Consider the following 24,058-nt stretch of genomic DNA (forward strand, 5'->3'; position numbering starts at 1 on the left):
TTATGAAGCAGCTTCATTGGACTGGGCTTGATGGTTAATCTTGTGGGGTAGGTTAGCGAACGGGTCTAATCTCTACCAAGATTCCCATGAGTGGGTGATCTATATAATGGAGCTCTTTTGATTTCATGCGCCGCGCCTGATCAAGGTTGACCGTTAATATATCGGGGATGGCGGGGAATAGTTCGTTAGACATTGCGCTAGTGGCTGTACTGCTGGCTTGCATCGTGATTAAAGCAGCGGCTTGAGCGTTATCAGCGCTGTTTTCGACGGTGGTGTTGATCGGTGACTGTAGCAAGGCATTCTCGTCCGCGGTTAGCTTGCGGCTTAGGAATAGGTTGGGGCGAAAATGAAGATAAGTGCCTCGGCCTACAGCGATGTAGCCATCGAGTTCATACATACCATTATCGAGGATCTCGCCACCGGTAATATGGATAGGGCGGGGTGTTTGGGTGCGGTAAACCGGTTGCATCCAGCCCGCGTGGAATAAAATTTTATAAGGGCCAGAGTTACGTAAGCGCTTTTTTGCATCATGTAAGCTTAATGAGCTGCCGGGTAAGCGTTTATAGGCGCTTCCCTCTGCATTCGAGGGCTTTAAGTTGAGGGCATTGCTCGGTACGGGAATTTCTTTGATTTCAGGCCAATATTCGTCAGCAAGAGGTGCGCTGTCTTGATTAGCAAAAACGACGACTTCAACCTTATACCAATCAGCCGCGTGGGCGGTCAGGGTGGTTAGGGCTAAAACGCTAAGGATTATGGCTCTGCACAATTTTATCATGATGTTTTAACTGCCAGATCGCTCAAGAGGCTTTCAATAGCGTTGAAGCGAGCGTCGGTCTTCTCCATGTTTAGGCTAAAACGTAATTTGTCTGCGCCTTCAAGTTTATACTTTTGTGGTTGATTTTGAACCATTTTTACCAGTGTTAATGGATCAACTTTAGCATCGGCTGCAAATTCAATGCGGCCATTTTCTACGCCCGCATCAATTTTTACAATGTTCATCGCTTCTGCGCGTAATTTAAGTTCAGTTATTTGGAAAAGATTTTTCACTTGATCGGGTAGTAGGCCAAAGCGATCGATCATCTCTATTTGTAGCTCTTTGAGCTCTTTTGATGAGCTCGCATTGGCGATGCGTTTATACATAATTAAGCGGCTATGTACATCAGGGAGATAATCATCGGGAATAAGCGCAGATAGATGTAGATTGACCTCTGCACCATGCCTTAGGGGTTGATCCATGTTAGGGGTTTTTCCTTCCCTAATTGATTCAACCGCTTGCTCAAGCATCTCCATAAAGAGGGAGAAGCCTACGGTCTGCATTTGGCCGCTCTGCTCTTCGCCTAATAATTCACCGGCGCCGCGTATCTCTAAATCATGGGTCGCAAGGGTGAAGCCTGCGCCAAGATCGTTTGTGCTTTCGATCGCCTCTAGGCGTTTAACCGCATCTTTGGTCATCGACTTTTTATGCGGGGTTAGTAAGTAAGCATAAGCTTGATGGTGCGAGCGGCCTACGCGTCCCCGGAGTTGGTGCAGTTGGGCGAGGCCAAACTTGTCTGCGCGGTCGATAATGATCGTATTTGCATTGGGAACGTCGATCCCCGTTTCGATAATGGTGGTGCACAGTAAGATATTAAAACGCTTATGGTAGAAGTCGGACATGACCTGTTCCAGTTCGCGCTCGCGCATCTGTCCATGGCCGACGCCTATGCGTGCTTCAGGTACAAGCTCACGTAGTTCTTCGGCGGTTTTTTCTATGCTTTTAACTTCGTTGTGTAGGTAGTAGATCTGCCCGCCACGTAGCAGTTCACGCAGGATTGCTTCTTTAACGACAGTCGTGTCGCTATAGCGTACAAATGTTTTAACCGATAAGCGTTTGGCCGGTGGCGTTGCGATGATCGAGAGGTCGCGTATGCCTGACATTGCCATGTTTAGCGTTCGAGGGATCGGCGTTGCGGTGAGCGTTAAAATATCTACTTCTGCACGAAGTGATTTTAAGCGCTCCTTTTGTTGAACGCCGAAGCGGTGTTCTTCATCAATAATGACAAGACCAAGGTCTTTAAAATTGATGCCGCCGTTAAGCAGCTTGTGGGTACCAATTACAATGTCCACGCTACCGGCTTCCAGTTTTTCGACAGCGCCATCCTGCTGTTTGCTGGAACGGAAGCGCGAGATAAGCTCGATGTTAATTGGCCAGTCGGCAAACCTATCCTGAAAATTTTGGAAGTGCTGTGAAGCCAATAGAGTGGTGGGGACTAAGATAACCACCTGTTTGCCGCTTTGTACGGCCATAAACGCGGCACGCATCGCGACTTCTGTTTTACCAAAGCCAACGTCACCACAGATTAAGCGGTCCATCGGTTGGGGTGCGGTCATGTCACGAATGACATTGCCAATGGCAGCGGCTTGATCAGGGGTTTCTTCAAACGGGAAGGACGCTGAGAACTGAAGATATTGCTCATCAGGGTCGTGAAACTTAAAGCCTTTTCGTGCTGCCCGTCGCGCATAAATATCGAGGAGCTCTGCGGCTGCGTCATGGGCTTTCTCGGCAGCTTTACGTTTAGCCTTACTCCATTGTTCGGTGCCTAGGCGATGTAAGGGCGCATTTTCGTCCCCCGCACCGGTGTACCGGCTTATTAAGTGCAGGGAGGAAACGGGTACATAGAGTTTCGCTTCTTCAGCATATTCGAGGGTGAGAAACTCATTCGCCTGACCCTCAAGCTCAATGATCTGTAAGCCCAAATAGCGACCGACACCATGATCGAGGTGAACAACCGGCGAGCCCGGATTGAGCTCCGAGAGGTTTTTGATGACCTGATCGTTTTGCTCTTGCTCCCGTGAGCGGCGTCGGCGCTGAAAAACTTGTCGACCAAACAGCTGAGTTTCCGTGATTAAGTGAAATTCACCCGGGACGGATAGACCTTGTTCTAAAGGGAACTCGGTGATGGCTAGATCAAGCGATGAGTTGGCAAAGGCTGACCAGTTGTCGGTTTGTGTGGGCTTAATGTTTATGCGGGAGAGTAATTCAAGTAGTGCTTCCCGTCGGCCTGCGGATTCTGCGCAAAAAAGGACGGCCCCGTCGCGCTGTATTAAAAAAGATTGCAGTGCGGCCAGCGGTTCTTTTTGTTGCGAATTAACCGGTAACTCTGGCGGCTGGATACAGTCTAGATTTGATCTGCCCGCTTTCTCTTCAATAAGGTCTGCATGTAAGGTCAGGCGGCCATAATTTTTGAGTGAGGCAAAGAGTTCATCGGTGGATAGAAAAAGTGATGAGGGCGGTAGCACGGGGTTGGTAATGTCGTGTCTGCGCTGCTCGTAACGCTCACTGACCTCATCCGCGAAGAGGTTTGCGGCATCTTCTAATCCATCATTGACCAATATCTGCGTATCTTTAGGTAGCGATGCGAAGATCGAGCTGCACTCATCAAAAAATAGCGGTAAATAGTACTCAATACCGGGTGAGGCAAGTCCGTCGTTAATGTTGGTATAAATGGGGCACTGCTTATAATCTACATCAAACTGTTCGCGCCAGCGTGATTTAAAGCCGCTGATAGCGCGTTTGTCGAAGGGGAACTCTTTAGCGGGTAATAAATTGATGGCATCGATACGTTCGATTGATATCTGTGTTTCGGTATTAAAGGTACGTAAGGTTTCGATCTCGTCATCGAATAGTTCTATTCGAAACGGTAATTCACTGCCCGTGGGAAAGAGATCAATAATGGAGCCACGAATGGTGAATTCGCCATGCTCCAATACGGCATCGACCGCATGGTAGCCTGCATCTGAGAGTTGTCTGCGAAGGTTCTCAACATCAATGGTGTCGCCGACTTTTAAATCAAAGCAATTTGCCGCAATAAACTCAGCGGGTGCAGTGCGGTGCATCAAGGTGCTAAGCGGGACGATTAAAATGCCTTGTTTAAGGCTGGGAAGGCGATTGAGTGTGGAAATTCGCTCTGAAATAATGTCTTGGTGAGGGGAAAATGTGTCGTAAGGCAGCGTTTCCCAGTCAGGAAAAGACAATATCTCTTGTGATTCCTCCTTAAAGAAACAAACTTCATTGTATAAGCGGTTAGCTTGGTTAGTATCGTTAGTGATAACAAGCGTGACCCCTTCATAGCGTTTTGCCGCATCGGTAATAAGGTAGCCTGCAGCGGCACCAAAGACTTGGCCTATATGTTTTCGATCGCCTGGACCTGAAGGTAGGGGGTAGTTCAGCTGTAGCACTGCGATACTCCTGTTCGCATGAAGTTAATTCTGGCTGAGTAGTTTAGCGGCTAGAAACATAATTGATAGCGTTTAAGGGGGAATGGGGTGCTTTTTATGGCGGAATTTATCTGTTGCTTGTATGGTTCGAAAGTATATCCCTTTGAATTTGCTCAATAGCTATTAAAAGAGGATAATGCGCACCAAATTTTTAGGGGATCTGCTAATAGATGATGTCTTGTCGTTTATTAGTGGTTGCCAACGAGTTGACATAGCTTTTTGGAGTCTCATTGTGAGCCAAGACCAAGTATTTACTGATTGGAAAGAACGCGAAGCAATTGCTGAAGCGATGGTGCCACTAGTAGGTGGTTTGTATCGTGATCGGAATATCGAATGTTCAGTGTTCGGTCGCCTGATTATTAAACGTTCTGTTGTTGATATTCTGAAAGCGCATCGTTATGTGCGTCAGGTTGAAGAGCAAGAGCTGACTGTATCCGACACGCTGCCCATTCTTGAGGTTGTAAATAGCCTGAATGTTCGTAATGCGCATGTGGATCTAGGTAAGTTGGCTGTTAAATTCCGCAATGGGGGCCAAGGCCAAGACCTTGCTGCGTTTGTAAAAGAAGAGTTAGCTGATGCTATCGATTCTGATGAGCGTGAACCCACTGACGTTGTTCTATACGGTTTTGGTCGTATCGGTCGCCTTTTAGCGCGCTTATTGATTGAGCGTACCGGCGGTGGTCAAGCACTACGTTTAAGAGCGATGGTTGTACGTAAAGGTTCAGCTGCAAATGATCTTGAAAAGCGTGCTAGCTTATTGCGTCGTGACTCTGTACATGGCTCTTTTAAAGGTACGATTACCGTTGATGAAGAAAATAACACCATTACAGCTAACGGTAATGTGATTCAGGTTATTTTCGCTAATTCACCTGAGGAGGTCGATTACACGGCTTACGGCATCAATAACGCAATGGTTATTGATAATACGGGTAAATGGCGTGACAAGGAGGGTTTGTCCCTTCACCTTAAATCTAAAGGCGCATCCCGTGTTGTACTTACTGCACCGGGTAAAGGCGTTAAAAACATCGTTATGGGTGTTAACGACGGTGATATCACGCCGGAAGATGAGATCTTGTCTGCTGCGTCTTGTACGACAAACGCGATTACACCTGTACTTAAATCTATTTGTGATAAGTACGGTATTGAAAATGGTCATGTTGAGACTGTTCATGCGTATACCAATGACCAGAACTTGATTGATAACTATCATAAAGGTGATCGTCGCGGTCGTGCGGCAGGTCTAAATATGGTTATTACTGAAACAGGTGCTGCGAAAGCTGTATCTAAAGCGCTTCCTGAAATGGAAGGTAAGCTAACGGGTAACGCTATTCGTGTGCCTACGCCTAACGTATCTATGGCTATTCTTAACCTGAACCTTGAGTCTGAGGCAGATAAAGAATCCCTAAATGCCTATATCCGTGAAGCGGCGCTTCATGGCCCAATGCAGAAACAGATCGATTACAGCAACTCACCTGAAGCGGTTTCAACTGATTTTGTTGGTTCTCGTGCAGCGGGTGTTGTTGATGCGTTGGCAACGATTGCGGGCGGTAAACGTTGCGTACTTTATGTTTGGTACGACAATGAATTTGGTTATAGCTGCCAGGTTGTTCGCTTAATGCAGAAAATGGCTCAGTGTACGCTTCCAGCGTTCCCTAAGCTTAAATAAAGCTTGAATTTGCCTTTGTAACGTATAAAGCCACCCGCGGGTGGCTTTTTGTATGTTTATTGCTCTATATTCTATAAAGGAATATACATATAGATAATGATTCTATAGTTAGCTACCTACTTTAGTTTGTGTAACGTCATGATATCGGTGGGTGTTTGTAGAAAAATAGGGCATTGCTCAGGTATACTTAATCGGATTTTTGGGTGGGGTAATTCAATTTTCGTAATAACTATATAAAGTTATTCTTTGCGTTCGGGGACAGGGCGCTTGGAATTGATAAAACGGAAATTGAATCCTGAAGAGTTTAACGTAATTGGGTGAGGCGTATGATCAAGATCAAGCAAGGTCTGGATCTACCGATCACGGGCGCTCCTGAGCAATCTATTAAAGATGGCCCAGCAGTGAACTCCGTTGCTATTGTTGGCTTTGATTATGTAGGTATGAAACCTACCATGGCTGTCAAGGTAGGTGATCGAGTAAAACTCGGTCAAGTGATCTTTTCCGATAAGAAAACAGAAGGTGTTAATTACACAGCGCCAGGTGCGGGTGTAGTTAAGGCAATCAATCGTGGGGACCGTCGTGTTCTTCAATCTGTAGAGATTGAGTTAGAGGGCGATGACGCGGTTGAATTTAATAAATATAGTGCTGGTGAATTGTCTGGTTTGACACGGGAGCAGGTTGAAGAAAGCCTAATCGCTTCAGGTCTATGGACAGCACTTCGTACACGTCCGTTTAGTCGTGTACCACAACCCGGTTCAACGCCAAATTCTATCTTTGTGACTGCAATGGATACTAATCCGCTTGCAGCAGACCCAGTAGTGGTTATCGCAGAACAGAAAGAGGCATTTTCACAAGGTCTTGAAGTACTAACGTGCTTAGCTGCTACAGTTTACTTGTGTAAAGCGTCCGGTGCTGATATCCCAACAGCCGATGGTGTTACTGTCGAAGAGTTTGAAGGGTGTCATCCAGCGGGTAACGCAGGGACTCATATTCATTTCTTAGACCCTGTATCTCAGCACAAAACAGTTTGGACCATTGGTTACCAAGATGTCATCGCTGTGGGTAAATTGTTTACTGAAGGTAAGCTATTTACTGACCGTGTGGTATCGGTTGCAGGTCCTCGTGCTGCATCACCAAGTCTGCTGCGTACACGTTTAGGTGCGTCCTTTAGCGAACTGCTTAACGGTGCTGAGATAGGTACAAATAATCGCGTTATTAGCGGATCGGTATGGAGTGGTCGTGCTGCTGCAGGCCCTACTGCGTTCTTAAGTCGTTATGCGAATCAGGTGACCATTCTTGAAGAAGGCGATAAGCGCGAATTTATGGGCTGGGTTGTTCCTGGTACTAATAAATTCTCCGTCTTGAACCTTTTTGCGTCAGCCCTAAATCGTTCTAAGAAATTTGATTTCACAACAACGACGAATGGTTCTGAGCGTGCGATGGTACCTGTGGGTCAGTTTGAAAAACTGATGCCGCTAGACATTCTTCCTACGCAATTGCTACGTGCGCTTGTAACAGGCGATATCGTTCATGCAATGGAACTCGGTTGTCTTGAATTGGATGAAGAAGACCTCGCGCTGTGCACATTCGCTTGCCCTGGCAAGTACGAGTACGGCCCAATCCTTCGCGATAACTTGACGCGTATCGAGAGAGAGGCCTAATCATGAGCTTAAGAAATATTCTTGATAAAATGGAGCCGCATTTCCATAAAGGCGGTAAGTATGAAAACTGGTACGCGCTGTATGAAGCAGCAGATACTATTTTTTATACACCAGGCCAAGTAACCAAAACAGCCGCTCACGTACGCGATGCAGTCGATCTGAAGCGTATGATGATTTTGGTGTGGATGTGTACATTCCCTGCTGTATTTTTTGGTATGTACAACGTAGGTTTACAGGCGAATACCGCCATGGCTCAGATGGGGCTTACTGAAGTTTCATCTTGGCAGGGGGCTATCGCAGGTGCATTGACGGGGTTTAATCCTGATAGCATCTTTGACAATATTATTCATGGCGCCGCCTATTGGTTGCCGATTTATATTGTTACCTTCGTTGTGGGTGGTTTTTGGGAAGTGTTGTTCGCCATGAAGCGCGGACATGAAGTAAACGAAGGCTTCTTCGTTACCTCTATCTTGTTTTCACTTATTCTTCCGCCAACTATCCCTCTTTGGGAAGTCGCGCTAGGTATCAGCTTTGGTGTTGTTATCGGTAAGGAAGTTTTTGGTGGTACAGGTAAAAACTTCTTAAACCCTGCGCTTACCGGTCGTGCGTTCCTTTTCTTTGCCTATCCGGCTCAGATGTCTGGTGATGCGATCTGGACTGCGGTTGATGGCTTCTCTGGTGCTACACCGTTGAGTCTTGCTGCTGCGGGCGGTGTTGATGCGATCTTAGCTCAGAATATCACTTGGTTTGATGCCTTTATTGGTCAAATTCAAGGGTCTGTAGGTGAGGTTTCGACACTTGCGATTGCTGCCGGTGGTTTAGTGTTAATCATAGCTAAGATTGCTGCGTGGCGTATCGTCGCGGGTGTGTTCTTGGGTATGGCCGCGACTGCGACGTTATTCAATCTTATTGGTTCTGATACTAACCCTATGTTTGCACTGCCATTTTACTGGCATCTTGTGTTGGGTGGTTTTGCTTTTGGTATGTTCTTCATGGCGACTGACCCTGTGTCAGCATCGATGACGAATAAGGGCAAATGGTATTTTGGTGCGCTGATTGGTCTTATGGTTGTGTTGATCCGTGTGGTTAACCCAGCATTCCCAGAAGGAATGATGCTTGCCATTCTATTCGCCAACTTGTTTGCGCCATTGATCGACAACTTTGTTGTTCAAGCGAACATTAAACGGAGGATGGCGCGCGATGTCAGCTAATAACGACTCTATCGGTAAAACGATTACCGTTACCGTTCTTTTGTGTGTGGTTTGCTCGGTTATTGTATCTGCTGCGGCGGTATTACTTAAACCCCAGCAAATTGCTAACAAGAACCTAGATCGCCAGACCAATATCTTGGCGGCGGCAGGCGTTGATTACGAAGGTAAGGACATTCCTGAGCTGTTTGCTAGTACGATCACAAAGAAATATGTTGATCTAGCGACGGGCAAATATACGGATGTGGCAGACCCAGCACGTTATGATGCTAAGAAAGCCGCTAAAGACCCTGAACTTGGTATTAAACTTGATAAATCAGTAGATGCTGCATCGATCAAGTATCAAGCTAAGGTAATGCCTGTCTACTTGGTTGAAGATAATGGCCAGATAGAGAAGATTATCTTACCTATTCATGGTTACGGTCTTTGGTCTACGCTTTACGGTTTTATTGCACTTGAAGGTGACTTAAACACGGTTGTTGGTTTAGGTTTCTATTCTCATGCAGAAACACCAGGCTTAGGTGGTGAGGTTGATAACCCTAACTGGAAAGCAATTTGGCCGGGTAAGAAGGTTTACCCTGAAGGTTCTATGGAGCCTGCGCTGGGTTTGATTAAAGGTTCTGTTGATGCTGCCTCAGCTAATGCTGAGCATCAGGTTGATGGCTTATCAGGTGCAACCTTGACCAGTAATGGTGTAACTAATCTTGTTAAGTTCTGGATGGGTGCGAACGGTTATGCACCATTCCTTGCTAACTTGAAAACAGGGGGGGCCTAAGCGATGTCTGCTACTAAAGAAGTCCTAATTACTCCGCTATTTAAGAACAACCCTATTGGTCTACAGATCTTAGGTGTGTGTTCTGCGCTAGCAGTAACCTCAAACTTGAATACGGCATTAGTTATGGCGTTGGCGGTAACGGTTGTTACTGCTTTCTCTAACATGTTTGTATCCTTGATCCGTAATCAGATTCCAAGCAGTGTTCGAATCATCTGTCAGATGACGATCATTGCATCGTTGGTAATCGTGGTTGACCAGATTCTGAAAGCTTATGCTTATGATGTTTCTAAGCAGTTATCGGTGTTTGTCGGCTTGATTATCACGAACTGTATCGTAATGGGTCGTGCTGAAGCGTTCGCGATGAAGAATCCTCCGGGAATCTCGTTCTTGGATGGTATCGGTAACGGTTTAGGTTATGGTGTAGTACTGATTTTCGTTGGTTTCCTTCGTGAGCTTTTCGGCGCAGGTAAGCTATTTGGTATGGAAGTGCTACCCCTCGTCAATGATGGTGGTTGGTATCTAGCAAATGGTTTGATGCTGCTTCCGCCAAGTGCGTTCTTTATTATTGGTATGTTCATCTGGTTAGTGCGTAGCTTTGATAAAGCTCAAGTTGAAGCGCCTGAGTTTGAACTTGCGAAGAATACTAAGAAGGAGGCGGTATAATGGAACAGTATATCAGCCTTGCAGTTAAGGCCATTTTCGTTGAGAACATGGCGTTGGCATTCTTCCTAGGCATGTGTACTTTCTTGGCTATCTCAAAGAAAGTACAAACAGCACTAGGTCTAGGTATTGCGGTCATCGTTGTATTGGCCATCACTACGCCGGTTAATAACCTGATTTTCAATTTGCTGCTGCGTGAAGGCGCATTAGCATGGGCGGGTTATCCTGAAGTTGATCTTAGTTTCTTAGGTTATATCTCTTATATCGGCGTAATTGCCGCGATCGTTCAGATCCTTGAGATGTTCCTAGATAAGTTCGTACCGGCTCTTTATAACGCACTGGGTGTATTCCTTCCTTTGATCACAGTTAACTGTGCCATCATGGGTGCTGCGTTGTTTATGGTTGAACGTGACTACACCTTTGGTGAGTCAGTGGTTTACGGTGCAGGCGCAGGTGTGGGTTGGGCGTTAGCTATCACAGCACTTGCAGGTATCCGTGAAAAACTTAAATACAGCGACGTACCAGAAGGACTACGTGGCCTAGGCATTACCTTCATTACTGTTGGTTTGATGTCTCTTGGCTTTATGTCATTTTCTGGTGTGCAGCTTTAATGCCTACATGGTCAACAAAGGAAGGATTAGCCAATGAATGCTGAAATCGTTCTAGGTGTTGTCATGTTTACCGCGGTGGTGCTTGCACTTGTCGCAGTAATTTTGGCAGCCCGTTCTAAATTAGTAAGTTCCGGTGACGTTACGATTCATATCAATCACGACCCGGCTAAATCTATTACCGTACCTGCGGGTGGTAAGTTGCTACAGACACTTGCTGATAAAGGGATCTTCATTCCTTCAGCTTGTGGTGGCGGCGGTACCTGTGCGCAGTGTAAGTGTCAGGTTCTTGAGGGCGGTGGTTCTATGCTGCCTACTGAGGAATCCCACTTCACTATGCGTGAAGGCAAGGAAGGCTGGCGCCTATCTTGTCAGGTGGCGGTTAAACAGGACATGGAGCTTGAACTTGAAGAGGAAATCTTCGGTGTTCAAAAGTGGGAATGTACTGTTGAGTCAAATCCAAACGTTGCTACGTTTATCAAGGAATTAACCCTTCGTTTACCTGAAGGTGAAAACGTTGATTTCCGTGCCGGTGGTTATGTTCAGCTTGAATGTCCTCCTCATGTAGTTAACTACAAGGATTTTGAGATTCAAGAAGAGTACCGTGGCGATTGGGATCAGTTCAATATGTGGAAGTATGTATCTACAGTGACTGAACCTACTATTCGTGCCTACTCTATGGCGAACTACCCTGAGGAGCGTGGTGTTGTTAAATTCAATATCCGTATCGCTTCTCCACCACCAGGTACAGATCACCCACCAGGTATCATGTCCTCCTATGTCTTTAACCTTAAAGAAGGGGATAAGATTACGGTTTATGGACCATTTGGTGAGTTCTTTGCTAAAGACACTGATAATGAGATGGTCTTCATCGGTGGTGGTGCAGGTATGGCGCCTATGCGTTCGCATATCTTTGACCAACTGAAGCGTCTTAACTCTAAGCGTAAGATCTCTTTCTGGTACGGTGCACGTTCTATGCGTGAAGCGTTCTATAACGAAGAGTACGATAAGCTTCAGGAAGAGAATGAGAACTTCCAGTGGCATTTAGCCCTGTCAGACCCTCAGCCAGAAGATAACTGGGATGGTATGACTGGCTTTATCCATAACGTGTTATATGAAAACTATCTTAAGGATCACGAAGCGCCTGAAGATTGTGAGTATTACATGTGTGGACCGCCAATGATGAACTCTGCTGTTATCCAGATGCTTGAAGATCTGGGTGTGGAGCGCGAAAACATCTTCCTTGATGATTTTGGTGGCTAATACGTCTATGTTTGTCATTATGCGACAAGCTAAAAAGTGGCCCGCAGCTTTGCTGCTGGCCACTTCTGTTTTTGTTTGTCTACTCCTGTCAGGTTGCGAGTCAGAGCAGCCAAAAATCGTTAGCCATCAAGGCATGACGATGGGGACCACATTTACTGTTAAGTGGGTGTCCTCCCAACCTGATACTGAATTAAATAAATTGATTGATAATACGCTCGTTGATATCAATCAAAGTATGTCTACCTATATTCCTGATTCTGAACTATCGATTTTAAATCGAACACCTCCCGGCGAACCCTTGTCTGTATCTGAGCCGCTTGCTCACGTATTAGCGCTGTCTAAAAAAATTAGCGTGGAGACTGAGGGGGCATTTGATAATACTGTCGGTCCACTGGTAAACCTATGGGGGTTTGGTCCTGACGGTCGCGTTGTTAAGGCGCCGCGTCAGTCTGAGCTTGATGGGGTTAGAGATCGTGTTGGGTATGACTATGTTAAAATCGAAGGGACTCAGGTTGTAAAGCAGCGTCAAAGTTACGTTGACCTATCCGCCATCGCTAAAGGCTATGGTGTTGATCTGCTCGCCGATTTGCTTGAGGCTAAGGGAATTGAAAGTTATCTGGTTGAAATCGGTGGTGAGCTGCGTGCGCGAGGTTTAAAGCCTAATGGTGATGAGTGGCGTATTGCGATTGAGTCACCCACCACAGCCGCTGAGCGGACCATTCAGCGCATCATTGCTGTAAAGAACGTGGGTATTGCGACATCTGGCGATTACCGAAACTATTTTGAAGAGGATGGGGTTCGGTTTTCCCATACGATTGATCCGGCGACCGGTCGGCCTATTAGTCATAAGCTGGTATCCGTTACCGTATTGATGCCCACCTGCGCAGAGGCGGATGCGTTAGCAACCGCGATGATGGTGATGGGCCCTGAAAAAGCATATAAATTTGCTGAAACGCATAAACTTAGTGTGTTTTTGTTGGTCAAAACGGACACGGGTTTTGAAGAAAAAATGACACCGGGTTTTAATCAATTCCTGGTGCAGTGAGGTTAAAATTATGGATACGATGATATTTACGTTTGTAGTGTTGCTTGCGGTCGTTGTGGCGATGTCTGTCGGCGTCTTAATGGGGCGTAAGCCTATTGCGGGTTCTTGTGGTGGTATGGCTAATTTAGGTATGGATACCGCGTGTGATATTTGTGGCGGCGACCCAAAAAAATGCGATGAAGAGCAGGAGCGCTTAGAGCAAAGCGGGTCCCAGCTTGAGTTGTCCTATGAAGTTAAATCTAAAGAATAATTGAGTTGTTTGTAACTAAGCGTAAGCTGTTATGATAAATAATATCTCAACAAAACAAGAAGATAACGATAATAGATAGGGGAATGTGATGGCGGTTTATGACTATGATGTCATTGTGATTGGCTCTGGGCCTGCAGGTGAAGGTGCTGCAATGAATGCGTCTAAGAAGGGGCGTCGAGTTGCGGTTATCGAAGAGCAGGAGTCTGTGGGCGGAAACTGCACTCACAAAGGGACAATACCGTCAAAGGCGTTGCGTCACTCAGTTAAGCAGATCATTGAGTTTAACACTAACCCAATGTTCCGTGATATTGGTGAGCCGCGTTGGTTTTCATTCCCAAAAGTGTTGAAACGAGCAGAAAAGGTTATTTCAAGTCAGGTTGTTTTGCGTACTAACTTTTACGCTCGAAACCGAATCGATGTATTTTTTGGAACGGCTGAGTTTGAAGATAAAAACACAGTCCTTGTGCGTGGAACGGTAAAAGGTGATGAAACCTTAAAAGCAAAAAACATTGTTATTGCTACCGGTTCTCGTCCATATACTCCAACTGATATCGACTTTAATCATCCACGTATCTACAACTCAGATACTATTTTGAAGCTAAGTCATACGCCACGTACGTTGATTATTTACGGGGCTGGCGTTATCGGTTCTGAGTATGCGTCAATTTTTAGTGGGTTAGGGGTTAAGGTTGATCTAGTTGATAACCAAAGCCGGTTACTCTCCTTTCTTGATGCAGAGATTTCCGACTCCCTTAGTTATCACCTGCGTAATAATGCTGTAAAAATTCGTCATAACGAAATCTATGACAGTGTTGAAGCCGATGATCGCGGCGTTGTACTTACGCTGAAGTCTGGCAAACGTATTCGTGCCGATGCCTTCTTGTGGTGTAATGGGCGAAGCGGTAATACAGAAACACTGCATTTGGAACGCATAGGTTTAGAGGCTAATAGTCGTGGTCAGCTAGAAGTGGATGATCATTATCGCACAGGGTGTGAAGGGATCTATGCTGCAGGTGATGTTGTTGGATGGCCAAGCTTGGCGTCAGCTGCGTTGGACCAAGGACGAGCAGCGGCGGCGGATATGCTCTCGGCTGACGATTTTCGTTATATTAATGAAGTGCCAACCGGTATTTATACCATTCCTGAAATCAGCTCGATTGGTAAAACCGAAGAGGAGCTAACGGAAGAGTGTGTGCCTTATGAAGTAGGTCAGGCATTCTTTAAAGATACCGCGCGGGCACAGATCTATGATCAGCCTGTTGGTATGCTTAAGATCCTATTTAACCGTAATACATTCCAGATTTTGGGTATTCACTGTTTTGGTGAGCATGCATCAGAGATCGTACATATAGGCCAAGCGATCATGGCGCAAGAAGGCGAAGGTAATACGCTTAAGTATTTCGTTAATACTACCTTTAACTACCCAACGATGGCAGAAGCTTATCGTGTTGCAGCGATTGCTGGATTGAATAGGGTAGCTAACCTTTAATTACTTCTTGGTGATATAAAAAAACACGCGTTATGCGTGTTTTTTTATAGCTAAGCAAAGGTTAAAGCATAAAAAAGCTCGGTATAAACCGAGCTTTTTGTTGTTCAAGGATTGCTTATTTTACCGCTTTAGCAAGTGCTGTATTCAGCGTGTTGCTTGGGCGCATTACCTTCTTCACAGACTCGCGATCAGCGTGGTAGTAACCTGTCATTGGGGCAGGTGAGCCTTGGCACGCCGCTAGCTCAGCAATGATTTTTTCTTCATTGTTGGAAAGTGTTTCAGCAAGTTCTTTGAAGTGTGCCGCAAGTTCAAGGTCTTCCGTTTGGTTAGCAACTTCCTGTGCCCAGTATAGGCCTAGGTAAAAGTGGCTACCGCGGTTATCTAGCTCACCTGTTTTACGTGAAGGCGATTTGTTCTCTTCAAGTAGTTTACCTGTTGCTGCGTCTAAGGTTTTAGACAGGATCGCTGCACGTGGGTTGTCATGCTTCATACCCATATCTTCAAGCGAAACAGCAAGGGCTAGGAACTCACCTAATGAATCCCAACGAAGATGGTTTTCTTCTTGTACTTGTTGTACGTGTTTAGGTGCTGAACCGCCAGCGCCTGTTTCGTACATACCGCCGCCTTTTAGCATAGGTACAATAGAAAGCATCTTAGCGGATGTGCCTAGTTCCATAATTGGGAATAGGTCGGTTAGGTAGTCACGTAGCACGTTACCTGTAACAGAGATGGTATCTTGGCCACGAATTAAGCGATCCATAGTAAAGCGGATTGCTTGGCTGTAGGACTTGATAGAGATATCTAAGCCTTCAGTGTCATAATCTTTAAGGTATTCTTTAACTTTTTTAGTTAGCTCAAGATCATGTGCACGTTCTTGGTCTAGCCAGAAAATAGCTGGAGTATTAGATAGGCGAGCACGGTTTACCGCTAGTTTAACCCAGTCACGAACAGGCTCATCTTTAGTTTGGCAAGCACGCCAGATATCACCTTTCTCTACATCGTGTTGCATAAGAACAGTGCCGTCAGCAGTTACAACACGCATAACACCTGTTTCAGTTTCAAATGTTTTGTCATGTGAACCGTATTCTTCTGCTTTTTTAGCCATAAGACCGACGTTTGGAACAGAACCCATTGTTGTTGGGTCGAAAGCGCCGTTTGTTTTACAGAAGTTGATCATGTCCTGATAGATACGAGCATAGGTGCTTTCAGGCATAACTGCTTTAGTGTCTTTTGGCTTGCCATCAGGGCCCCACATTTTACCGCCGTTACGGATCATTGCAGGCATAGAGGCATCGACGATTACATCAGAAGGTACGTGAAGGTTAGTGATACCTTTAACTGAATCTACCATCGCCATTTCTGGACGATGAGCAAGACATTCATGGATATCTTCTTCGATAATTTCCCGCTGAGAGCGTGGTAGAGAAGCGATTTTATCGTAAACGCTGCTAATACCATTGTTTGGGTTAACGCCAAGCTCTTTGAATAGTTCACCATGCTTGTCGAACACTTCTTTATAGAAAACAGTGACAGCGTGGCCGAATACGATAGGGTGGGAGACCTTCATCATTGTCGCTTTAACGTGAAGTGACCACATAACGCCAGTTTCTTTAGCGTCGTTCATCGTTTCTTCAAAGAATTCGCGAAGGGCTTTGCAGCTCATGCGCATACCGTCAAGGATTTCGCCTTTCTCTAGGCTCAACTCTTTTTTGACTTCAACGTTGCCCGCTGGATCAACAAACTCAATACGTACATCGCCAGCGTCTTCCATCGTAATGGACTGCTCGCTTGAGAAGAAATCGCCGTCTGTCATGTAATCAGCGTGTGTACGAGACGCTTTGCTCCATTTGCCCATAGAGTGTGGGAATTTGCGAGCAAAGGCTTTTACTGCGCCAGGTGCGCGGCGGTCGGAGTTACCTTCACGTAGCACTGGGTTTACAGCGCTACCTAGAATTTTAGAGTAGCGAGCAAGAATCTCTTTCTCTTCATCCGTTTGCGCATCTTCAGGGAAGTTAGGAATGTCGTAACCCTGCGCCTGTAGTTCTGCAATACAGGCTTTTAACTGTGGGATAGATGCACTGATATTTGGTAGTTTTATGATATTCGCATCTGGATCTTGTGTTAATGCGCCTAAGAACTTAAGGCCATCTTCTACGCGCTGTTCCTCTGTAAGCTTTTCGGGGAAGGTCGAGAGAACACGGCTTGCTAGAGAGATGTCTGTAATTTTAACATCGATGCCAGCAGCAGAAGTAAATGTACGAACAATAGGTAGAAGCGAGCATGTAGCTAATGATGGTGCTTCGTCTGTTAGAGTGTAATAGATGGTTTGGTTCGTTGTAGTCATTGTATTCCCCAAAGATTTTATGGCAGTGCAGCCAAGGGTTTGAACAAAGGCGGCTTGTGGCTGCCTTTCTCCACTATTTCAAACCCGATGGTTGTAATTTAGTAACAGAATTATACTGAATTCAGCGCGATAGTCATACGTCTGGCCTATGTACTTATGGCTAATGTTGTTGTGTTTTTACAACTTTTTTTACCTATATTCATGCTGCGATGCAGCATATTTTCGATTGTAGTCGGGTTTCATAATCTATTTAGCTATATACAGTAGCCATTTTTTGTTTTTATGCGCATTGTTCTTTCGGATTAATAATAAAGAACAAATGTGGGTTAGCGCTCATCTGTTGGGGCGGGTTGTGTCGCGTTAAGGTGAGATATTTTATGATTCAATGCTCTAGTTATTGATGATAGATTTAATTTAAAAAGACAAAAAGGTAGAATGCTATGATGCATAAAGAGGATAAGATGACTGAATTAGCAGAGAAACCAACGCAACCTGCGGACTATGCGTGTTGTGAAAGTGGGTGTTCCCCTTGTGTATGGGATACCTATTATGAGGCGCTAGCTGCTTGGAATGCCCAGCAGGCCGCAAGTAAAAAAGAAACAAAGAGCGAGTGATAAAGTAATGGGAACGGTTGTCGATATGAATGCTTCCCGAGAGAGGGTAAAGCACAAGCGAAAAGAGGAAAAGTTCGACTCATTGCAAAAGCGGTTTGAAAAGGCGCTACCTACTGATGAACCGGATCCTAAGCAGAAACTGTTAGATTTATTTAAGAAAAAATAGTTTTTATTAAAAACCACTTTCCGTCGCTGTCGTCCTGATATGCAACGAGTTAGTGATATTCAGCATAGGGGCTTACCGATTGGGCATGGTTGTCTTTTCCGAAACGACTCCTTTCCTTGTGTTTTTTAGCACCCGCTATTGTTTTAATTGATCCGTACTTTTAAGACCCTTTCGATTTTTGTGCACTACATTCCTTGCATTCACCGTATAAAATAAGTTCATGATCCTCAACTGTAAAGCCTTCAGGCATGAAGCTTTCGAAGCCGCCAGGGCATAAACGTACCTCAAATACCTGTTCGCAATATCGACATTGGAAATGATGGTGGTGTGTATGTGTTTTGATCTCGTATCTTGGATTTTGTCCAGGGAGTAAGACGCTTGTAATCAGATTGTTTGCTTGTAGCCCCTTTAAGTTTCGATAAACCGTGGCTAATGACATCTTAGGCACAATAACGGAGGCTAAATTCAAAATCTCTTGGGCAAGTAGAGGGCGCTTTGCTTCAGTCAGTACTGTACGAATAGCCTCATACTGACGGGTTTTACGTTCAATCGTCATTTTTTCCTCGAAATCTAGCTAACAATCACTAAGGGATTTAAACAGAGTGTGATTCTGACTGCACGAATAAATTCTTGTTAATTATTTAATGATAATGCATTATCATTAGCAATAAGAGAAGTGAGGAATTAGTCGAGATGAGTTCTGAAAATATTCAAGAAAAACGCCTTCCTGTTACGGTTATTTCCGGCTTTCTAGGGGCCGGTAAAACAACCTTACTCAATCACATTCTTAATAATCGTGAGGGGCGCCGTGTTGCTGTCATTGTTAATGATATGTCGGAGGTCAATATTGATGCAGCGCTTGTGAGAGAGGGAGGTGCCGAACTTTCTCGTACTGAAGAAAAGCTTGTAGAGATGAGCAATGGATGTATCTGCTGCACATTAAGAGAAGATCTGTTAGATGAGGTCAGCCGTTTAGCTAAGGAGGCGAGGTTTGATTATCTAGTTATTGAATCTACCGGTATATCAGAACCTCTACCGGTTGCAGAGACATTTACCTTTGAGGATGAGGGAGGACAAAGTCTTAATCGCATTGCGCAGTTGGATACGATGGTGACTGTGGTCGATGCATTTAATTTTTTACGTGATTACAGCTCACAAGACAGTTTACAGATGCGTGGTGAGTCCCTGGGTGATGAAGATCCACGGACGGTAGTGGACTTATTGATCGAACAGGTAGAGTTCTGCGATGTCATTGTGCTGAATAAAACCGATTTGATTTCAGCTGACGAGCGGGAGCAACTTGATGCCATTCTCCGTAGTTTGAATACGCGGGCTCGTATTGAGGTGGCTGAGTATGGAAAGGTCCCACTTGAGCAGGTTTTAGGAACGGGGCTCTTTGATTTTGAACAAGCTTCATTGGCGCCCGGCTGGCTGAAAGAGATGCGTGGTGAGCATGTTCCAGAAACTGAAGAGTACGGTATTAGCGCTTTTTTATATCAAGGGAGACGGCCCTTTCACCCTTTAAGGTTTAAAAAATGGGTGGAGAGTGAATGGCCGGGCGTTGTGCGTTCTAAAGGCTATTTCTGGTTGGCTTCTAATCCAACTATAGCGGGTAGTTGGTCACAAGCTGGGGCCGTTGCCCATCATGGCCCTGCGGGGCGTTGGTGGGTATCTGTACCAATTGATGAGTGGCCTGATGATCCCCAAAGCGTTGTCTTTATACGCCAGAAATGGGATGAGAATGTCGGTGATGCGCGCCAAGAGATCGTATTAATCGGTATGGATATGGATAAGGATGCGCTTTGTGCGGGTTTTGATGAATGCCTGCTTACAGATGAAGAGATGGCTTGTGGTCCTGATGCTTGGTCAAGTTGGAAAAATCCTTTTATGAGTTGGCCGCAAGGTGAACAGAATGCTTATTCCTAAGCACGTCCTATCGCGGGGTTAGCTTATTAAGTGAGGTCGTTTTAGTGGGGCGCTTTGATATGCGGCCTACTATTTATATGGCGTTTATTTTATTTCCTCCCTCTTTATGTGGCGATAACAGTATCGTTGTTACGTCATATTTAATTCAAACACTTTTCAGAGAAAAAATATGATTCGAAAAAATCCCCGTGGCGATGTACCACAAATACACCCCGATGCTTTTATTGATCCGACAGCGATTATCTGTGGCTTAGTTATCGTTGAAGAAAACGTTTTTATTGGCCCTTATGCTGTGATTAGAGCCGACGAGGTTGATGCAAATAATCATATAGAGCCGATCATAATTGGGGCGCATTCTAATATTCAAGATGGGGTTGTGATTCACTCCAAATCGGGGGCGAAAGTCTCTATAGGGCAACGAACCTCTATTGCTCATCGAGCGATTGTGCACGGGCCTTGTTCTGTAGGAAGCGGTGTATTTATCGGTTTTAACTCAGTGTTATTTAATTGCACGGTGGAAACAGGTTGTGTGGTTCGGCACAACGCTGTAGTCGATGGGTGCCACCTTCCAGCTGGCTTCTATGTGCGTTCTACTGAGCGAATAGGTGCAGAAACTGATCTTACTTCTCTACCGCAGGTTTCCGTGGCGGCAAGTGAATTTTCCGAAGATGTCGCACGTACCAATAATGAGTTGGTTATGGGTTATAAGCGAATTCAGAACGAGTTTTAATCTATGCAGTCCGTTAATATCACGCTGCCCGATGGGGCAATAAAATGTTTTGATAAACCGGTTACCTCTTTGGATGTAGCCTTATCGATTAGCAAAGGCCTTGCTGAGAATGTCATAGCGGCCAAGGTCAATAATAGATTGATGGACCTAAGTGATCCTATTGATGTTGATGCCGAGGTACAACTGATTACAGTACGCGATGGTGAGGGGGTAGAGATTATCCGTCACTCTTGTGCGCATCTTATAGGTCATGCAGTTAAGCAGCTTTACCCTTCAGCCCAAATGGTTATTGGGCCTGTGATCGATGATGGCTTTTACTATGATATAGCGTTTGAGCGGCCGTTTACGCCTGAAGATCTTAATGCTATTGAACAGCGTATGGGTGAACTGATTACTAAACAATATGATGTTGTTAAACGTCGCTTACCTCGTGAAGAGGTTGTAAATATTTTCATGGAGCGGCAAGAGTCATATAAGCTGCGTCTGATAGAGGATATGCCGGAGGAACACGCTTTTGGCCTCTATTTTCATGAAGAATATATAGATATGTGCCGTGGGCCACATGTGCCTAATACCCGTTTTTTAAAACACTTTAAGCTGACTAAGTTATCAGGTGCTTATTGGCGCGGCGATGCTAACAACGAGCAGCTCCAGCGTATCTATGGTACGGCATGGGCCAATAAAAAAGCACTCTCTGCATATTTGCATCGTATAGAAGCAGCGGAGAAGCGTAATCATCGTAAATTAGGTCGTGAGTTGGATCTATTCCACTTTCAAGAAGAAGCGCCAGGGGCTGTGTTTTGGCACGCCAAAGGGTGGACGCTCTTTCAGCAGCTTATTGATTATATGCGTTACTGCCAGCAACAAGCAGGTTACGTTGAGGTGAGTTCACCGGACGTAATGGATAGAGGTTTGTGGGAGCAGTCAGGTCATTGGCAGAACTATCGTGATCACATGTACACAACCGAAACTCAAGATGGAAAAGTACTCGCGCTTAAACCGATGAACTGCCCTGGTAGTATTTTGATGTATCGCCACGGGTTTAAAAGCTACCGAGATCTGCCCATTCGGATGGGTGAGTTTGGTAAGGTGCATCGCTATGAACCTTCTGGTGCACTTCATGGTTTGTTGCGCGTTAGACACTTTACGCAGGATGATGCTCACATCTACTGCACACCTGAACAGGTTAAAGATGAGTGCCAATCTGTTGTGCGACTTGTGTTGGATATCTATAGTCATTTTGGTTTTAACGATATACGCATTAAATTGTCTACACGTCCAGAAAACCGTATCGGCACAGATGAAACATGGGACTTTCTTGAAGGTGCATTAACCCAGACCTTAGAGGCGATGGAACTTGGCTTTCAGGTCAATCAAGGGGAGGGTGCATTTTATGGTCCAAAACTAGAGTTTGTTCTTAGAGATGCTATTGGCCGTGATTGGCAGTGCGGTACGTTGCAGGTGGATATGAATCTGCCTGAACGCTTTGCATTAGACTATATTGACGAAGAGGGGCAGCGCAAACATCCCATCTTGCTTCACCGAGCTCTATTTGGTTCTTTAGAGCGCTTTACCGGTATTTTGTTAGAGCATCATGAAGGTAAATTACCCTATTGGTTGGCACCGGTTCAGGTTGTAATTCTGTCGATTACTGATGAGCATGTAGATTACGCACAAACGGTTGGGCAGTGGTTATCCCTTGAAGGGGTGCGTACTGAAGTGGATAGCCGGAAAGAAAAAATAGGCTATAAAATACGAGAGAGAACGCTACAGCGCATCCCTTTCATGTTTGTCGTTGGAGCGAAAGAACGCGATACTTGTTCCGTTTCAATACGAAGCCGTGATGACCAAGAGCTAGGTATTTTCTCGCTTGCTGATGCATTAAGTTTTTTGCGTCGTGAATGCGCTCCGCCTTACCAGGTCGCACAAGAGCAGTTATTAGCGTCACTTCATGAAACCTTGCGCTTGGATTCCTCAAGTGAGGCGTTGATATGAAAAGAGCGACCGGACAATCAGAGCGCCTTAATAGCCAGCATGCCGATCTATTGATTTTGGGGGGTGTGGTTATGACGCCCAATGGTGCTGAACAAGTAGATATCGCAAGTTCCTGCGGGGTTATTGTTGCTTTAGGTGACTTAAAGGGGAGGTGGCAAGCCGACAACGTCATAAATGCACAAGGTTTGCATGTGTTGCCAGGCGTGATTGATAGCCAAGTGCATTTCCGCGAACCTGGACTCTCCCATAAAGAAGATATTGAAAGCGGCTCTCGTGGCGCTGTTTTGGGAGGCGTTACCGGTTTTTTTGAGATGCCAAATACTGACCCGCTCACACTTTGGGATACAGATCTTCAGGCGAAGTTGGATGCTGCGGAAGCTAAAGCATGGTGCGATTACGCATTTTATATGGGGGGTTCCGCTGTTAATGCCGAGCAGTTAGGTAGGCTAGAAAACCTGCCTGGATGTGCAGGTGTGAAAGTATTTATGGGGAGCTCGTTTGGTGATTTGCTGGCTGATGAAGATAAAGTACTACGTAATATCCTATCTCATGGGCACCGCCGTATGGCTGTTCATGCAGAAGACGAGGCAAGGCTAATTGATCGTAAGTCGATCGTCGAGGCCAGTGGTAATGTCTGTCAGCATCATGAGTGGCGAGATGTTGAAAGTGCTTTAAAAGCAACTCAACGTATTGTCGCATTAGCGGAAGAAAGCGGGCGTCGATTACATCTCCTCCATGTATCAACGGCCGATGAGATGCGATTTCTGGCGCGGCATAAACGCCATGTTACCGTGGAAGTGACCCCGCATCACCTATCTATGGTTGCGCCTGATTGTTATAAAACGCTGGGAAGTTTGGCGCAAATGAACCCTCCTATACGTGAGCTAGAGCACCAAGAGGCATTATGGGAAGGTATTCAAAATGGCACAGTGGATGTGATCGGCAGTGATCATGCGCCTCATACATTAGAGGAGAAATTAAGGCCTTATCCTCAATCCCCAAGCGGGATGACAGGTGTGCAAACGTTATTACCTTTAATGTTAAATCATCTGCATGAAGGTCGATTAACACTTCAGCGGCTGGTGGATTTAACCAGTGCAGGCCCCGCCCGTATTTTTGGTATTACGGGGAAGGGGCGTATAGCGTTAGGTTTTGATGCGGACTTAACTTTAGTGGACCTTAATGCTCAACGTATTATTAGTAATGAGTGGATTGCGAGCCGAAGTGGTTGGACGCCTTATCATGGCAAAAAGATTAGGGGTTGGCCTATTCATACCGTTGTGAGGGGGAAGGTCATTGTAAGAGATGAGGTTTTAGTCGGGGAGCCACAAGGGAAGGCGATGGCGTTTCTTGAGGTAGTAGATTAAACGGGTAGTAAGAACGACGTCATTTCATCGACAA

19 protein-coding genes are annotated in these 24,058 nt (G+C 45.5%); 15 read left to right on the forward strand and 4 right to left on the reverse strand.

Annotated features, from left to right (window positions below):
- Positions 1-52: 52 nt before the first annotated feature.
- Together A3773_RS10970 and mfd are read right to left on the reverse strand one after the other, a co-directional pair.
- A complete protein-coding gene (locus tag A3773_RS10970; RefSeq protein WP_067985936.1) occupies positions 53-775 on the reverse strand; it encodes a CsiV family protein in 723 nt (240 codons plus the stop codon).
- Positions 772-4,218, reverse strand: coding sequence for a transcription-repair coupling factor (gene mfd / locus A3773_RS10975; RefSeq protein ID WP_156473503.1), 3,447 nt, complete (start codon positions 4,216-4,218; stop codon positions 772-774). Before mfd ends, A3773_RS10970 begins: the two co-directional genes overlap by 4 nt.
- Positions 4,219-4,489: 271 nt before the next feature.
- On the opposite strand from mfd, the gene A3773_RS10980 reads away from it, so the two are divergent.
- From A3773_RS10980 to sthA, 10 genes are all read left to right on the forward strand, one after another.
- Positions 4,490-5,923, forward strand: a complete 1,434-nt coding sequence (locus A3773_RS10980) for a glyceraldehyde-3-phosphate dehydrogenase (protein ID WP_067986024.1) — start codon at positions 4,490-4,492, stop codon at positions 5,921-5,923.
- A 326-nt stretch (positions 5,924-6,249) separates the two neighbouring features.
- Positions 6,250-7,584, forward strand: a complete 1,335-nt coding sequence (locus tag A3773_RS10985) for a Na(+)-translocating NADH-quinone reductase subunit A (RefSeq protein ID WP_067985939.1) — start codon at positions 6,250-6,252, stop codon at positions 7,582-7,584.
- Between the two features lie 2 nt (positions 7,585-7,586).
- On the forward strand, positions 7,587-8,795 hold the full coding sequence (locus A3773_RS10990) for an NADH:ubiquinone reductase (Na(+)-transporting) subunit B (protein WP_067985941.1): 1,209 nt from the start codon (positions 7,587-7,589) through the stop codon (positions 8,793-8,795).
- Entirely contained in the window at positions 8,785-9,567 is a 783-nt protein-coding gene (locus A3773_RS10995) for a Na(+)-translocating NADH-quinone reductase subunit C (protein WP_067985943.1), read from the forward strand. Before A3773_RS10990 ends, A3773_RS10995 begins: the two co-directional genes overlap by 11 nt.
- Positions 9,568-9,570: 3 nt before the next feature.
- Complete coding sequence (locus A3773_RS11000; protein ID WP_067985945.1) at positions 9,571-10,230, forward strand: NADH:ubiquinone reductase (Na(+)-transporting) subunit D; 660 nt, start codon at positions 9,571-9,573, stop codon at positions 10,228-10,230.
- Positions 10,230-10,838 (forward strand): NADH:ubiquinone reductase (Na(+)-transporting) subunit E, encoded by a 609-nt coding sequence (gene nqrE, locus A3773_RS11005; RefSeq protein WP_067985948.1) that lies wholly within the window; start codon positions 10,230-10,232, stop codon positions 10,836-10,838. Before A3773_RS11000 ends, nqrE begins: the two co-directional genes overlap by 1 nt.
- Positions 10,839-10,871: 33 nt before the next feature.
- On the forward strand, positions 10,872-12,098 hold the full coding sequence (gene nqrF / locus A3773_RS11010) for an NADH:ubiquinone reductase (Na(+)-transporting) subunit F (protein ID WP_067985950.1): 1,227 nt from the start codon (positions 10,872-10,874) through the stop codon (positions 12,096-12,098).
- Entirely contained in the window at positions 12,082-13,143 is a 1,062-nt protein-coding gene (locus tag A3773_RS11015) for an FAD:protein FMN transferase (RefSeq protein WP_067985952.1), read from the forward strand. Before nqrF ends, A3773_RS11015 begins: the two co-directional genes overlap by 17 nt.
- A 10-nt stretch (positions 13,144-13,153) precedes the next feature.
- Positions 13,154-13,393 carry a (Na+)-NQR maturation NqrM gene (nqrM, locus tag A3773_RS11020; protein ID WP_067985954.1) on the forward strand — a complete coding sequence of 80 codons (240 nt, stop codon included), beginning with the start codon at positions 13,154-13,156 and terminating at the stop codon, positions 13,391-13,393.
- Positions 13,394-13,481: 88 nt separating this feature from the next.
- Positions 13,482-14,882, forward strand: a complete 1,401-nt coding sequence (sthA, locus tag A3773_RS11025) for a Si-specific NAD(P)(+) transhydrogenase (protein WP_067985956.1) — start codon at positions 13,482-13,484, stop codon at positions 14,880-14,882.
- A 115-nt stretch (positions 14,883-14,997) separates the two neighbouring features.
- Here the strand turns inward: sthA and A3773_RS11030 are convergent, their stop codons facing one another.
- The gene (locus A3773_RS11030) at positions 14,998-17,226 is read right to left on the reverse strand and encodes an NADP-dependent isocitrate dehydrogenase (protein WP_067985958.1); all 2,229 of its coding nucleotides are present in this window, start codon (positions 17,224-17,226) and stop codon (positions 14,998-15,000) included.
- 440 nt (positions 17,227-17,666) lie between these two features.
- Between A3773_RS11030 and A3773_RS17580 the strand changes: the two genes are divergently transcribed.
- On the forward strand, positions 17,667-17,840 hold the full coding sequence (locus tag A3773_RS17580; protein ID WP_231902191.1) for an oxidoreductase-like domain-containing protein: 174 nt from the start codon (positions 17,667-17,669) through the stop codon (positions 17,838-17,840).
- A 326-nt stretch (positions 17,841-18,166) separates the two neighbouring features.
- Here the strand turns inward: A3773_RS17580 and A3773_RS11035 are convergent, their stop codons facing one another.
- On the reverse strand, positions 18,167-18,562 hold the full coding sequence (locus A3773_RS11035) for a Fur family transcriptional regulator (protein WP_197462767.1): 396 nt from the start codon (positions 18,560-18,562) through the stop codon (positions 18,167-18,169).
- Positions 18,563-18,699: 137 nt separating this feature from the next.
- Here A3773_RS11035 and zigA point away from each other — a divergent pair, with 137 nt between their 5' ends.
- The 4 genes from zigA (at position 18,700) to A3773_RS11055 (ending at position 24,024) form a co-directional block, all read left to right on the forward strand.
- Positions 18,700-19,932, forward strand: coding sequence for a zinc metallochaperone GTPase ZigA (gene zigA / locus A3773_RS11040; protein ID WP_067985960.1), 1,233 nt, complete (start codon positions 18,700-18,702; stop codon positions 19,930-19,932).
- 169 nt (positions 19,933-20,101) lie between these two features.
- On the forward strand, positions 20,102-20,662 hold the full coding sequence (locus A3773_RS11045) for a gamma carbonic anhydrase family protein (protein WP_067985962.1): 561 nt from the start codon (positions 20,102-20,104) through the stop codon (positions 20,660-20,662).
- Between the two features lie 3 nt (positions 20,663-20,665).
- A complete protein-coding gene (gene thrS / locus A3773_RS11050) occupies positions 20,666-22,657 on the forward strand; it encodes a threonine--tRNA ligase (protein ID WP_067985965.1) in 1,992 nt (663 codons plus the stop codon).
- Entirely contained in the window at positions 22,654-24,024 is a 1,371-nt protein-coding gene (locus A3773_RS11055) for a dihydroorotase (protein WP_067985967.1), read from the forward strand. The genes thrS and A3773_RS11055 overlap by 4 nt, the downstream gene beginning before the upstream one ends.
- Positions 24,025-24,058: the final 34 nt, after the last annotated feature.

The sequence above is a fragment of the Neptuniibacter pectenicola genome, from assembly GCF_001597735.1.
In the GTDB taxonomy this organism is placed as follows: Bacteria; Pseudomonadota; Gammaproteobacteria; order Pseudomonadales; family Balneatricaceae; genus Neptuniibacter; species Neptuniibacter pectenicola.